At 50.6% G+C, this 13,198-nt stretch carries 11 protein-coding genes; 7 read left to right on the forward strand and 4 right to left on the reverse strand.

Annotated features, from left to right (window positions below; all coding sequences use genetic code 11):
* The first annotated feature begins 16 nt into the window (after positions 1-16).
* Positions 17-1,252: a glycosyltransferase gene (locus HMJ29_RS11680; RefSeq protein ID WP_171591659.1), complete on the forward strand. Its 1,236-nt coding sequence runs from the start codon at positions 17-19 to the stop codon at positions 1,250-1,252.
* 18 nt (positions 1,253-1,270) lie between these two features.
* Here HMJ29_RS11680 and rffA read toward each other — a convergent pair whose 3' ends face one another.
* The gene (gene rffA / locus HMJ29_RS11685; protein ID WP_171591660.1) at positions 1,271-2,431 is read right to left on the reverse strand and encodes a dTDP-4-amino-4,6-dideoxygalactose transaminase; all 1,161 of its coding nucleotides are present in this window, start codon (positions 2,429-2,431) and stop codon (positions 1,271-1,273) included.
* A 1-nt stretch (position 2,432) separates the two neighbouring features.
* A complete protein-coding gene (locus HMJ29_RS11690) occupies positions 2,433-3,362 on the reverse strand; it encodes a glycosyltransferase family 2 protein (protein ID WP_171591661.1) in 930 nt (309 codons plus the stop codon).
* Positions 3,363-3,533: 171 nt separating this feature from the next.
* On the opposite strand from HMJ29_RS11690, the gene HMJ29_RS11695 reads away from it, so the two are divergent.
* Positions 3,534-4,601 (forward strand): glycosyltransferase family 4 protein, encoded by a 1,068-nt coding sequence (locus HMJ29_RS11695; protein ID WP_171591662.1) that lies wholly within the window; start codon positions 3,534-3,536, stop codon positions 4,599-4,601.
* Here HMJ29_RS11695 and HMJ29_RS11700 read toward each other — a convergent pair.
* Complete coding sequence (locus HMJ29_RS11700) at positions 4,553-5,923, reverse strand: hypothetical protein (protein WP_171591663.1); 1,371 nt, start codon at positions 5,921-5,923, stop codon at positions 4,553-4,555. The two genes, HMJ29_RS11695 and HMJ29_RS11700, sit on opposite strands and share 49 nt — an antisense overlap.
* 11 nt (positions 5,924-5,934) lie before the next feature.
* A complete protein-coding gene (locus HMJ29_RS11705) occupies positions 5,935-7,080 on the reverse strand; it encodes a tol-pal system protein YbgF (RefSeq protein ID WP_244679298.1) in 1,146 nt (381 codons plus the stop codon).
* A gap of 217 nt (positions 7,081-7,297) precedes the next feature.
* On the opposite strand from HMJ29_RS11705, the gene HMJ29_RS11710 reads away from it, so the two are divergent.
* From HMJ29_RS11710 to obgE, 5 genes are all read left to right on the forward strand, one after another.
* Complete coding sequence (locus HMJ29_RS11710) at positions 7,298-8,212, forward strand: M20/M25/M40 family metallo-hydrolase (protein WP_171591665.1); 915 nt, start codon at positions 7,298-7,300, stop codon at positions 8,210-8,212.
* 203 nt (positions 8,213-8,415) lie between these two features.
* Entirely contained in the window at positions 8,416-10,647 is a 2,232-nt protein-coding gene (locus HMJ29_RS11715; protein ID WP_171591666.1) for a sodium-translocating pyrophosphatase, read from the forward strand.
* Positions 10,648-10,725: 78 nt separating this feature from the next.
* Positions 10,726-11,358, forward strand: a complete 633-nt coding sequence (hpt, locus tag HMJ29_RS11720; RefSeq protein ID WP_366670393.1) for a hypoxanthine phosphoribosyltransferase — start codon at positions 10,726-10,728, stop codon at positions 11,356-11,358.
* Positions 11,359-11,468: 110 nt separating this feature from the next.
* Positions 11,469-12,092, forward strand: coding sequence for an adenylate kinase (locus HMJ29_RS11725; protein ID WP_171591667.1), 624 nt, complete (start codon positions 11,469-11,471; stop codon positions 12,090-12,092).
* Between the two features lie 109 nt (positions 12,093-12,201).
* Positions 12,202-13,197 carry a GTPase ObgE gene (gene obgE, locus HMJ29_RS11730; protein WP_171591668.1) on the forward strand — a complete coding sequence of 332 codons (996 nt, stop codon included), beginning with the start codon at positions 12,202-12,204 and terminating at the stop codon, positions 13,195-13,197.
* Position 13,198: the final 1 nt, after the last annotated feature.

The following is a 13,198-nucleotide window of genomic DNA, read 5'->3' on the forward strand; positions in this document are numbered from 1 at the left end:
TCCTGACAACTGTTCCATGAGTTCTTCCGCACCTCACGTTCTATTTATTTCTTACGATGGCATGACTGACCCACTAGGCCAGTCGCAGGTACTGCCGTACCTGGTGGGATTGTCCCAGGCCGGATATAGCATCACGCTACTTTCTACCGAGAAGAAGGAACGCTTTGCTCAGCATGAAAGAATCATTCGTGAGATAACGGATCAGGCAGGTATTCGCTGGGAGTATATCTTTTTCACGCGGAAGCCACCTGTTTTGGCCAAGATGTATGACCGGTATCAGCTTCAGCAGAAGGCGATGAGTCTACATAAAGATCTGCAGTTTGATATGACGCATTGCCGCAGCTACGTTAGCGCCGAGGTGGGGCTGCTAATGAAGCGGAGGTTTGGGGTCAAATTCCTGTTTGATATGCGCGGGTTCTGGGTAGATGAGCGGGTAGAGGGTGGAATGTGGAATCTACAGAGCCCCATATACCGCCGGGCCTACAAAACCTACAAGCGCAAGGAGGCAGAGTTTATTGCTGCCGCCGACGGTATTATCAGCCTGACGGAGAATGGCAAAGGCGAGATGCAAACCTGGCCTGCTTACCCCGGTACACCAATTACTGTGATTCCGTGCAGCGCAGACTTTTCGGTGTTTCCGCTACTGACGGCGCATGATCGGCAGGTGGCGCGCCAAAAGTTAGGTTATGGCAACGAGGATTTAGTAATAAGTTACCTAGGCTCCATCGGAGCATGGTACCTATTAGATGAGATGCTGGCGCAGTTTGCGGTAATTAAGCAGCATTACTCTGGGGCAAAAATGCTGTTTATCACCCAAGAACCCAAAGAGATGGTGCTGGCAGCGGCGCGCCAAGTATCTGGCCTAGCAGAGACCGACTTTATTGTGCGCCCTGCCACACGTAAAGAAGTGCCTGAGTTAGTAGCTGCTTCCAACTTGAACCTGTTTTTTATTAAGCAGAGTTATTCCAAAAAAGCAAGCTCACCAACCAAACTCGGGGAAATTCTAGCCATGGGATTGCCTGTTATCTGCAACGATGGCGTAGGAGACGTGGCAGACATTGTACGGCAGACGGACGGTGGTACGGTTGTATCTAATCTGGATATGGCTGGCTACGAAGCTGCGGCACGAAGTATTCCGGAACTGCTACAAAAGGATGGAGCCGAGCTGCGGCACAAGGCGCAGGAGTATTATGACTTGGAGACGGCCATTGGGCGGTATCGGGGTGAGTATCGGCGTTTGCTAGGTCAGTAACAGTAGACTATTAACGGCTTAGTGGAGATGCTGGGTGGTATAGAAACCAAGCACGTGGTTGATAACACGTGACTGCTGCTGCTCGCTCAATTCATAGTACAATGGTAGTCGGAGTAGCCGTTGGGCATAGTTTTCTGAATTCCTTAGGTTGGGGCCAGAATACTGAGAATGGAAATACGGGCTATTGTGAAGTGGTTGGTAATGAAATACAGCCAGAATATTCTGATCAGCTAAGTACTGAATCAGCTGTTGACGTTCTTCGAAGGAGCGGCAAATAAGGTAGAAAATATGCCCATTATGTTCCTGCGCATATACTGGAATGTGGGGAAGTAGTAGGCCCAGAGCAGCCAGTGGAGCTAACCCTTGCTCATAAGTTATCCACTGCTGCCGCCGTCTCTGCAGAATACATTGCCGATGCTCTAGCTGTGCCCACAGAAAGGCCGCAGTCATCTCAGAAGGCAGAAAGGAAGATCCAATATCAACCCATTGATACTTGGCTGTTTCACCCCGAAAGAATGCGGCGCGGTTAGTGCCCTTCTCCCAGATAATTTCGGCTCGTCGCGCAAATTTGGCGTCGTTAATGGCTAGTAGGCCACCTTCACCAGCGCTGATGTTCTTCGTCTCGTGAAAAGAAAAAGCAGCGAAGTGGCCCACAGAACCTAACCGACGGCGGTCATGAAACGATTCTATGGCTTGGGCAGCATCCTCAATCAAAATGAGGTGATGCTTCTCAATTAGGGGTAGGATGGCAGCTAAGTTGCAGGCTACACCGGCGTAATGTACCACCACTACGGCGCGCGTTCTGGGTGTAATCAGGCGGGCAATTTCGGCCGGGTCGAGGTTGGGATGGAGGGCACTACTATCGGCGAATCGTAGGGTAGCGCCGCGCAATAGAAACGCATTTGCAGTGGATGTGAATGTGAAAGAGGGCAAAATGACCTCATCGCCGGGCTGCAGATCCAGCAGTAAGGCTGCCATTTCTAGAGCAGCTGTGCCGCTATTGGTTAGTAAAGCCTTGCCGAACCCATACTCCTCTTGAAAGAACTCTTGGCAGCGATGCGTAAAAGCCCCGTTGCCCGATAGCTTGCCTTGGGCCGCCGCTTCCGCAATATAACGTAGCTCATTACCTGTAAGGTAAGGCTTGTTGAAAGGAATGTGAAAGGGAAGTTCAGTAAGCATGCTATGGGGTTGTTTCGGCAACAACATACAAAGGGCGGTTTCGAACCCCCTCGAATGTTTTCCCGACATAAAGCCCTACAATTCCGAGTACAGTTATAATAATTCCAGAGAAAAAGCTAATAGAAACAATCAAGCTTGCGTACCCTAAAACTACAATCTGACCCAGAAATGCACGAACCAGCATAACAAGACCTAGGGCGAATGCTCCTAAAGCCAGGAACAAACCGAAGAAAACTGTTAGTCGAAGTGGCTTGTCGGAATTAGAAAGCAAAATATCTAGGCCTAGCTGAAACCGGCGGGAGAAAGTATAAGAAGGAGGCCTGCCGTTTATACCATGAGGAACGGAGATAGACGTTTGACGGAAACCTGCCCAACGCACCATAGTAGGAAAGTAGCGCGTGCTTTCAGGGAGCCGCAATACCGTATCGATGAGTTGCCGATGGTAGATGCCAAAGTTGCCTACTTCTGGGTCTTGAGGCTGACCCGTCAGGTAACCCAATATGCGGTAAAATATACGTGCCACCCAAATAGTGAGGAAGGAGTCAGTGCGCTGGCCGCGGCGAGCTAGCACAGCCTTATAGCCATCCTGCGCTTTTGTTAATAGCCGCAAAATTTCTTCAGGCTGGTCCTGCAAATCGCAGTCCATCACGACTACCCATTCTCCTTGAGCATCTGTAAGCCCAGCCGTAATAGCGTGGTGTTGTCCAAAATTTCGAGAAAGGCGAAGACCCCTTATCCTCTCGTTGTGGGAAGCCAATTCTGTGATAATAGGCCAATCGGGGGTGGGGCTGCCATCATCTACCAGAATGATTTCGTAAGACAAGGCGGCACCGGCAAGGCTGTCCTCCAGCCGATGAACTAACTCAGGCAGCGTGTGCTCAGCACAATAGACGGGGCTGACGATAGAGAGGTAGGGGGGAGGTGACGGCATGTGATAGGACTCAGGCCACGGTAGTGCAGCGAGCCTGCTACTACTCCTAGACTGTATCAAAGATACTAATGCACGAACGCTGGCCTAGCATCAACAACACGCAAGGCATCTTGTACCTTTGTTAACTGCAGCCAGACCATCTAACGGGTTAGGCGAATCTTCTTGCCTTCTATGAAAATACTCTTTGTGGTTCCCTACCCGGTTGGAAAAGCACCCTCCCAACGATTCCGGTTTGAACAGTATCTACCGCTGCTCACAGAAGCCGGACACACCTGGCATTTAACTTCGTTCATTGATCTGGCCACTTGGGATATATTGTACAAGCCGGGCCACGCATTAGCAAAAGCTACCGGTATAGTATTGGGCTTTTTACGCCGGTTTGTATTGCTTTTTAGTGTAGCTCAGTACGACTATGTGTTTATTCACCGAGAAGCTTCACCTATTGGGCCGCCTGTGTTTGAATGGATAATTGCTAAACTGCTTAGGAAGAGAGTAATATATGATTTCGACGATGCTATTTGGTTGCCAAATACCTCGGAGGCCAATAAAATAGTGGCCGGGGTAAAGTGGCATCATAAAGTAGGGAGCATTTGCCGGTGGGCATATAAAATAAGCTGCGGCAATGAGTACCTAGCCACCTACGCCCGACAGTTTAACAACTGTGTAATGGTGAATCCTACAACTATTGACACTGTTCACCTGCACAATCAGGTGCGCAACCAGCTCACCCCCGAACGATTAGTGATTGGCTGGACGGGTACACACTCTACTCTAAAGTATATTGAGCAGGTAGTACCTGTTTTGAGTAAGCTAGAGCAGGAATTCGACTTTGAATTTAGGGTTATTTCTAACGAGCCGCCAAAGTTGCCGCTTAAGTCGCTGGTGTTCGTGCCTTGGAAAAAAGAAACAGAAATTGCTGATCTTTTGCAATTTCATGTAGGCCTGATGCCGCTGGAAGACGATATATGGGCAAAAGGCAAATGCGCTTTTAAGGCATTACAGTATATGGCTTTGGGAGAGCCTGCGCTGGTTTCGCCGGTGGGCATGAATACCGAAGTAGTTCAAGATGGCTATAATGGGTATGTCTGTACAGATCTTGCGGATTGGGAAAATGCATTGCGCCTGCTACTGCAGGCTCCACCTTTGCGCAGCGAGCTAGGTAAACATGCACGACATACTATTGAAGAGCGTTACTCAGTAACGGCTAATCTGCCCAATTTTCTGGCATTGTTCACTTGAGGAGACCTTCGTGTCACCACGCGTCTGGGTGCTCTCGCTTTGAACTGCATAATATAAAGTGCACCTAAGTAAAAAGGCATAAGCGGAATTTTATAGCGTACAAGCGTGCCGAAATTACCGCTATTTACGCCAACACCAATGGCAAATATTATCGAAAAAATAAAGCAAAAGGACAAAATAGGTTCGCCTGCGATTAACCGCAGGCTCTTTATTATCCCTGTTTTATAAAATAAACTGATCGTTAAATATATAAATAAGGTAGCCTCAAGTGCAGAAAGTAACATGACGGGATTTCGGGCTTCAAATAAAAAGGGCCTGAAAAGCGAAACCACAATGGCTTGTGGTGCTACCTTTACAATTGAGGAAGCAGAACCATCAAACTCGCCTATATTATAGGCCGAGCCGCTTGCTACCTGCTGAGTAAGGTAATAGTTGTTGATTTTGCTGCGCTCACCAATTTTTTCTACATCATATCTTTCGTCGCCGGCCGTTAAAGTAGTAGCGCCAAAAGCGCCCACTATTATACCTAAACCAATAAACACTGGCTTTAAAATTAAACGCAAAGCACTTGATTTGATTTTTTGGTTGTATTCGTTAAATACCCATAATAGTGCAGGGGGAAGGAAAGATAATAAAATGTAAATCTTGACTGACGCAATTATATAAGCGCCAAGTAACCCCATTACTACTGCAGAAGGAACATTGCGACGGATAATTATGCCGTGATAAAATCCATAGAACACCCACCCTAATGCTCCCATGCAGAGAGAGTCTTTCATTAATCCAGAGCCCCAAAAAAAGACAGATGGTAAAAAGAATACAGCTATTGCCAACTTTTTATGGGCAAGAGGGAATATTCGCAAAAATGTCAGGTACATAGCCCACATTCCGGAGAAGCTAAGTATGGCAAACCCAAGCCCTATAACTGTATAAGTATTAAAGCAAAATAGCGAAAAAAAGGCGGCTACTTTTATAACAAAAAATTCTGTAGGAGCGCGATACCATTCCATCATCGACGCATATCGACTAGTCTCTGGATCGAACTCTCCATGTGATAGTAATAGCTTAAAGCCAATTACAGGAGAGTCCATAAAGGCAGCATGTACCACTTTTACATGGTTAAAATAGTTAAAAGTATCCCCACCACCATAATAGAATTGATAAATAAGACCTAGCCCAATTGCACCTAAAAACTTTAATGAAAGCGCCGGAATAAAATACTTCTTGGTAAGCGCATTAGTGAAACGCTTGCGAAAGGCGAAAGCTAAGCCATAAAATAGGCCTAGGTAAAGCGGCGTTAGAAATAGGTCTTTGAGTTCCATGCGCGAAGGCCTTACTTTTTGTTTTTCTTCAAGTACGCTCTTGCCTCGTTGTATTGCTCCGAGTTACGCTCTGATTTCTCACGTACTATCGTGTAATACCGGATTGCGGTTTTGACATCCTTTTCTTTGTCGGCTATACGTGCCAAGGCCAAGGTAGCATAGAGGTAGAAGCCACCAGATGTTTCAGCAGTGCTCTCCGCAAAAACGATGCAGCGCAAGTAGTAGTCCTTTGCTTTTGTAAAATCCTTGTACTTGTTCTGCATGAGCCAACCCAGGAAATAGGTAGCATAGCGCCCGCTGATAGCCTCATAGCCAGGAAGACCTTGGTTGAGCTTGTCCAGAATCTCACGACTTACACGTTCGCACTCCCGAAATTCGCCCTGATTGAAGCAGACTAAGGCATAGAAGCGCTGGCAATACGCGTTATCGGGATAGGTAGAAGCCATGTAGCGGGCAATGGGCATCGCGGCCTCTGGTTTGTTCTCCTCATTAAGGAGAATCTTCATGAGAAATACCCGCGCCTCTGGCCCTACATAAAAGCCGTTGTCGGCCACGTTGCGAAGTTGCTGTAGGCCTAGTGCCTTGTTCCCCTTCGGGAAAAACAGCAGAACGGGCTTCAGTAAAGGGTAGTTATCTGGTATCCAGATAGAGTAATAATTAAATAGCGCCTGGCCAAACAGAAACTCGGGGCTTAGTCCATTCGCTTCTTTGCTAATCTCCAGATAATCGAGGGCGCGTTTGGCACTGACGGTAGCTTTGCGCCAGTCGCGGCGGTCTGCGTGGAGGCGGCCATCAAAGCCATACGCAGCTGCTAGGAAGAAACACGCTTCGTAGTTGCGGTTATCGGCGGTATAGAGCTTTTCGCCCTTTGTAATAGCCGTATCCATGTAGGCGAAAAACAGCTTGTCGTACTGTTTCGTCTGGTTGTTAGTGGGTACTATTTTCCACCAGGTACTAAGGCCTAGTAAGAAGTAAGGCATTGGGTGGTTGGGGTAGCGCCGCCGCAAGGAGCGAAACTGCCGCTCAGCCTTGTCATACTTGAAATTATACAGGTTGTATACCGCCCCCTCTAGCTCGGTCTGAATATCCTTGTCTAACAAGAGCCAGCCCTTGGTGTCAACCGCATTGGGGGCAACATCCACGTTCTCGAGTTGCACCTGGCGGGTAGTATCTAGCGAGGATGCTCGGTTCGTTCCGGATTGCTGTGCCCAAACCGATAATGGGAGTAGGAAGAGCAACAGGATAAAACTGAGTTTTTGAATCATAATCACAACTAATGTCGACTTCGCTCTTACAATTCTAACTGGCGAAACTGCCTCCCAAAAGGCTAAATTAGGACTTTTATCCTGGTTTTGGACAAACAAGCCCCCCGCTATGAAGCTTTTACACACCCTATGTCAGATTGCCGCACCCTCCGGCAACGAAGCTCCTTTATCTGAATTCCTACTAAATTATATTCAGCAGAATAAAGAAAGGTGGAAGACTCAACCAACCGTTTTACAAGGTGAAGAGTTTCAGGATTGTATTATCCTGGTATTCGGAAGACCTCGTACTGCCGTTTTTGCGCACATTGATAGCATTGGATTCACCGTCCGGTACGGGAAGCAGTTAGTTCGAATTGGAGGCCCCGATGCTGAAACAGGCTACCAACTAGTGGGCGAAGATGCTCAGGGAAAAATTGAGTGCACGCTTGTAGTAAGCGAGCGAGATGGAGCACTTACCTACGAATATGAGCGGGAGATTGAGCGAGGTACTGAGCTAACATTTCGCTGTGATTTTAGGGAAACAGACACCACGGTGCAGAGCTGCTATTTGGATAACCGACTGGGAGTTTGGAATGCGCTTCGCTTATGTGAGACGCTGCAGGATGGTGTCATTGTTTTCTCTTGCTGGGAAGAGCATGGGGGAGGCTCCGTGGCCTACCTGGCTAAGTACATTTACGAGACATATGGGGTTCGACAGGCACTCATTTCGGATATTACGTGGGTAACGGAGGGCGTGCGGCCTGGTAAGGGAGTGGTTATTTCTCTGCGCGACTCCCTGATTCCGCGTCGCAGCTACGTGGAGCGTATCCGGCGTCTTGCGCAAGAGGCCGGTATTCCGCACCAATTGGAGGTGGAAGGCAGCGGGGGCTCTGATGCTAAGGAGCTGCAACACGGCTCACAACCGTGGGACTGGTGTTTTATAGGGGCTCCGGAAGACAATGTGCACTCGCCAGACGAGATAGTGGACAAGCGCGACATTGAGAGCATGCTTGCCTTATATCAGGTATTGCTGCAGAAGCTGTAGGCCACTGCTAATTTCATGACGCGCAAAAAGCCGCTCAGACTAATCTGGGCGGCTTTTTGCGCATTTGGGTGAAAATATCAGGCTTGAGGAGGGGGTAGCGGTAGTTGCTGAAAGCTTGAGGATTAGGTAATAAATTATATTTTACCCTCAGAATCCATCTCTTTCTGCTTTCAACCCAACACCTCACCCTATTCCCACCGTGTATGATGAATGTTCTTTACGTGGTGCCAGCGCTTGGTGTGCTGGCTTTATTGTATACCTGGGTGCGCTCAGGCTGGGTTACTCGTCAGGATGCTGGCGATGAACGCATGCGCACAATTGCCGGCTACATTGCTGATGGAGCCCTTGCCTTCTTGAAAGCAGAGTACCGAGTGCTAACAATTTTCGGTTTGATAGCTAGTGCCTTCCTGTTCTATTTGGGGAGCACGGGCGAGAAATCAAGCCCTGTTATTGTGGGGGCGTTTTTAGTTGGAGCTATATTTTCAGCATTGGCCGGCTTCATCGGGATGAAGATTGCTACCAAGGCTAATGTGCGGACAGCCCAGGCGGCGCGCACGAGCCTAAGCAATGCCCTGAACGTATCCTTTTCGGGAGGTTCTGTGATGGGGATGGGGGTAGCGGGCCTTGCGGTGCTAGGCCTAGGCTCGCTGTTCATTGTGTTCTATCAGATGTTTGTAGTGAGCCAGAATGGCGGAGCCAACGGGGTGGAGATGGAAAAGGCACTGGAGGTGCTAACGGGCTTTTCATTGGGTGCCGAAAGCATTGCGCTCTTTGCGCGAGTGGGAGGGGGTATTTACACCAAAGCTGCCGACGTAGGAGCTGACCTGGTGGGCAAAGTAGAGGCGGGCATTCCGGAAGACGACCCGCGCAACCCCGCTACCATTGCCGATAACGTGGGCGACAACGTGGGTGACGTGGCTGGCATGGGTGCCGACCTGTTTGGCTCATACGTGGCTACTATTCTCGCCACTATGGTGCTCGGCCGGGAAGTGGTAGCCCGCGGAGACCAGTTTCAGGGACTTTCCCCCATTCTGCTACCCATGGTAATTGCGGGCATGGGTATTCTGGCCTCGCTGGTTGGGATTCTGATGGTGCGGGTGAAAGAGAACGGGAATGTACAGGCGGCCTTAAACCTGGGCAATTACGTTTCCGTGTTGGTATCGGCAGTGGCGTCTTACTTTATTATCCGCTGGATGCTGCCTACCGAAGACCTAACAATTCGTGGTATCACCTTCAGCGCAATGAACGTGTTTTACGCCGTGCTGGTAGGCCTGGTAGTAGGTACCCTCATGAGCATCATTACGGAGTATTACACGGCCATGGGCAAGCGGCCGGTGCTCAGCATTGTGCGGCAGAGTAGCACGGGGCACGCCACTACGGTGATAGGTGGCCTAGCCGTGGGCATGGAGTCTACGGTACTGCCTATTATCGTGCTGGCAGCCGGTATCGTGCTCAGTTATGAATGTGCGGGCCTGTATGGCGTAGCTATTGCGGCGGCCGGCATGATGGCTACTACCGCCATGCAGCTGGCCATTGACGCCTTCGGCCCCATTGCCGATAATGCCGGCGGTATTGCCGAGATGAGTGAGCTGCCCAAGGAAGTGCGGGAGCGGACCGATATTCTAGATGCCGTAGGTAATACCACGGCCGCTACCGGCAAAGGCTTTGCTATTGCCTCCGCGGCGCTAACCTCACTGGCGCTGTTCGCAGCGTTTATGGGCACGGCTAACATCACCTCCATTGATATCAGCAATGCGCGCGTGCTGGCCGGGCTGTTTGTGGGGGCTATGATTCCCTTTATTTTCTCGGCGCTGGCAATTTCAGCCGTGGGGCGGGCTGCTATGGCCATGGTACAGGAGGTACGGCGGCAATTCCGGGAGATTCCTGGGATTATGGAAGGCACCGGCCGGCCGGAGTATGAGAAGTGCGTGGCCATTTCCACTCAGGCGGCCATCCGGGAAATGATGCTGCCGGGGGCCATTGCGCTGGTAGTACCGGTTATCATTGGTTTCAGCTTCGGGCCTGAGGTGTTGGGTGGTACCTTGGCGGGAGTTACCGTTTCGGGTGTGCTGATGGCCATGTTCCAGAGCAACGCCGGTGGGGCTTGGGATAACGCTAAGAAGTCGTTTGAGAAGGGCGTGATGATTGATGGGAAGATGGAGTTTAAGGGCTCTGAGGCGCACAAGGCCTCCGTAACTGGCGACACTGTAGGTGACCCGTTTAAGGATACATCTGGCCCTTCCATGAACATTCTCATCAAGCTCATGAGCATTGTGTCGTTGGTAATTGCACCGCACATTGCCGCGCCAAGCCGGGCCGTAGTGCGTAGAGAAGTACTGCCCAAAACCGAGATGCACGCGCGGCCAAATGTGAAGTACGCCGATCTGGCTCCCAAGGCCACCGACGCAGTATTTGTGCGCATGCGCCAGCTCTAAATCCTACGCGTAATTACGTGCCATCTATGCTAGGAGCACCGTTCAGGCATAGGGGCTTCGAGCCCAAATAAAAGTAACATGTGGTGGGTTAAGCCGCTCTGCCAAACAAGTGGGGCGGCTTTTTCTACTACCTTTGGGCCCATCTTCGCCCAGGGCCCTAACCCCATACGGATGAATCCGGACCATATTTCACTGCATAACAAGCAGTTTGAGCCGTACCTGCCAGCTGCGCAACTAACTACGGCTATTCAGGAACTGGCCACCAGGCTTACGCAAGACTACGCTGACAAAACGCCCTTGTTCGTGGCAGTGCTCAACGGCTCCTTCATGTTCGTGGCTGACTTAATGAAAGGCCTCCGTTTCGATTGTGAGGTGTCGTTCATCAAAGTAGCTTCTTACCAAGGTACTAGCAGCACCGGCAGCGTAAAAGAAGTTCTAGGCCTGTCAGAAGACATCAAAGGCCGGCACGTTATCATTGTAGAGGATATTGTGGATACCGGCCACACCATGCGTATGCTCTTGGATACCCTTGCGGCCAAGCAGCCTGCTTCTCTGGAAGTGGCTACCTTGTTTCTGAAGCCAGAGTGCCTGCAGCATGAGCTGCCGATCCGGTACGTAGGCCTGAGTATTCCCAACGATTTTATTGTGGGCTACGGGCTTGATTATGATGGCTTAGGCCGCAACTACCCCGACGTGTATAAAGCAGTATAACGCGGTTCCTAGCTAAAATTCGCTGGGCTGCGTACAGCGGCTTACCTCCGCATTGCTTATCTTTCCTCAACCACCTGTTTTTCCCTTTCCTCGCGAAATACCCGCTTGCCATGCTGAATCTCGTGCTCTTCGGCCCTCCCGGTGCCGGTAAAGGAACGCAAAGCCAGAAGCTCATTGCTCAATACAACCTGGTACATCTTTCCACCGGCGACCTGCTCCGTGCTCAAATTGCGCAGGGTACTGACCTAGGCCTACGGGCAAAAAAACTGATGGACGAAGGTCTGTTGGTGCCTGATGAAGTGGTAATCGGCATGATTGACCATGCGTTGAAAAATAACAAGCAGGCGGCCGGCTTCATCTTCGATGGCTTCCCGCGGACAGTTCCTCAGGCCGAGAGCCTCGACCAACTGCTGGCCCAGCACAACACCAGTGTGTCATGCATGGTGGCGCTGGAAGTGGCCGAGGAGGAACTAGTAAAGCGGCTGTTGGAGCGCGGTAAAACCTCCGGCCGGCCCGATGACCAGGACGAAACCAAAATTCGTAAGCGGGTAACGGTATATAATACTGAAACGGCGCAGGTGGCTGGGTACTATGCTAAGCAGGGTAAATTTCACTCCCTAAACGGTATTGGCGCTATTGAAGACATATACGGTCAGATCTGTGGCATCCTTAACAAGCACCAGCCGGCTACTGCTCAAGATAGCCGACAGGCAACCGACGAAGTAAAAGCGTAACTTTGCAGCTGCTACCCGCTTGGGTGGTGGCAGAATCCTCTGTCATCCTGACTATTCCGCCGCAAGGGCGGAATAGTCAGGATGACTTTTTTTAAGTACGCGCAGCAGCATGGCTTCCAATAATTTCATTGACTACGTTAAAATCAACTGTCGCTCGGGCAAGGGCGGAGCTGGTTCTCACCACTTCTTTCGGGCCAAAGGCCTGCCTAACGGCGGACCCGATGGGGGCGATGGCGGCCGTGGGGGGCATATTATTCTGGAAGGCAGCTCCCAGCTCTGGACGCTGCTACACCTGCAGTACCAGAAACACCTGATTGCTAAACCCGGCGAGAATGGTGGCGAAAACCTGCGCTCAGGTGCTCAGGGTGATGATATTATTATTCAGGTGCCATTGGGTACTGTTGCCCGTGACGCGGAAACCGGCGAGAAAAAGCTGGAAATAACCGAAGACGGCCAGCGCCTAATCCTGACGCCCGGTGGGCGGGGTGGCCTCGGCAACGACCACTTTAAGTCAGCTACCAACCAGGCCCCCAGCTATGCCCAGCCCGGTGAGCCCGGTATTGATGAGTGGGTAATTCTGGAACTGAAACTGCTGGCCGACGTGGGGTTGGTAGGTTTCCCGAATGCTGGTAAAAGCACGCTGCTCTCAGTTGTATCGGCGGCCAAGCCCAAGATTGCCGATTACGCCTTTACCACGCTCACGCCCAATCTTGGGGTAGTGGCCTACCGCGACTATAAGTCGTTTGTGATGGCCGATATTCCGGGTATCATCGAAGGCGCAGCAGAAGGCAAAGGCTTAGGTACACGCTTCTTGCGCCACATTGAGCGCAACTCCATCCTGCTGTTTATGATCAGCTGCGACTCGCCGGACATTGCGGCAGAGTATCAGGTGCTGCTGAGTGAGTTACAGCAATTTAACCCCGAGCTGCTGGAGAAGAAGCGCCTGCTGGCCATTTCAAAATCCGACATGCTTGATGAAGAGTTGGAGGAAGAAATCCGTGGGACCCTGCCCACCGATTTGCCTTCTGTGTTCATCTCTAGCCTCACCAACAAAAATATCCAGAAGCTAAAGGATATGATTTGGGAGGCGCTGCACGCGGAGTAAG

It is taken from the genome of Hymenobacter taeanensis (assembly GCF_013137895.1).
Lineage (GTDB): Bacteria > Bacteroidota > Bacteroidia > Cytophagales > Hymenobacteraceae > Hymenobacter > Hymenobacter taeanensis.

Coding starts and splice junctions, on each gene's coding strand:
- HMJ29_RS11680 (WP_171591659.1), top strand. CDS start 17: ATGAGTTCTTCCGCACCTCACGTTCTATTTATTTCTTACGATGGCATG.
- rffA (WP_171591660.1), bottom strand. CDS start 2,431: ATGCTTACTGAACTTCCCTTTCACATTCCTTTCAACAAGCCTTACCTT.
- HMJ29_RS11690 (WP_171591661.1), bottom strand. CDS start 3,362: ATGCCGTCACCTCCCCCCTACCTCTCTATCGTCAGCCCCGTCTATTGT.
- HMJ29_RS11695 (WP_171591662.1), top strand. CDS start 3,534: ATGAAAATACTCTTTGTGGTTCCCTACCCGGTTGGAAAAGCACCCTCC.
- HMJ29_RS11700 (WP_171591663.1), bottom strand. CDS start 5,923: ATGGAACTCAAAGACCTATTTCTAACGCCGCTTTACCTAGGCCTATTT.
- HMJ29_RS11710 (WP_171591665.1), top strand. CDS start 7,298: ATGAAGCTTTTACACACCCTATGTCAGATTGCCGCACCCTCCGGCAAC.
- HMJ29_RS11715 (WP_171591666.1), top strand. CDS start 8,416: ATGATGAATGTTCTTTACGTGGTGCCAGCGCTTGGTGTGCTGGCTTTA.
- hpt (WP_366670393.1), top strand. CDS start 10,726: ATGTGGTGGGTTAAGCCGCTCTGCCAAACAAGTGGGGCGGCTTTTTCT.
- HMJ29_RS11725 (WP_171591667.1), top strand. CDS start 11,469: ATGCTGAATCTCGTGCTCTTCGGCCCTCCCGGTGCCGGTAAAGGAACG.
- obgE (WP_171591668.1), top strand. CDS start 12,202: ATGGCTTCCAATAATTTCATTGACTACGTTAAAATCAACTGTCGCTCG.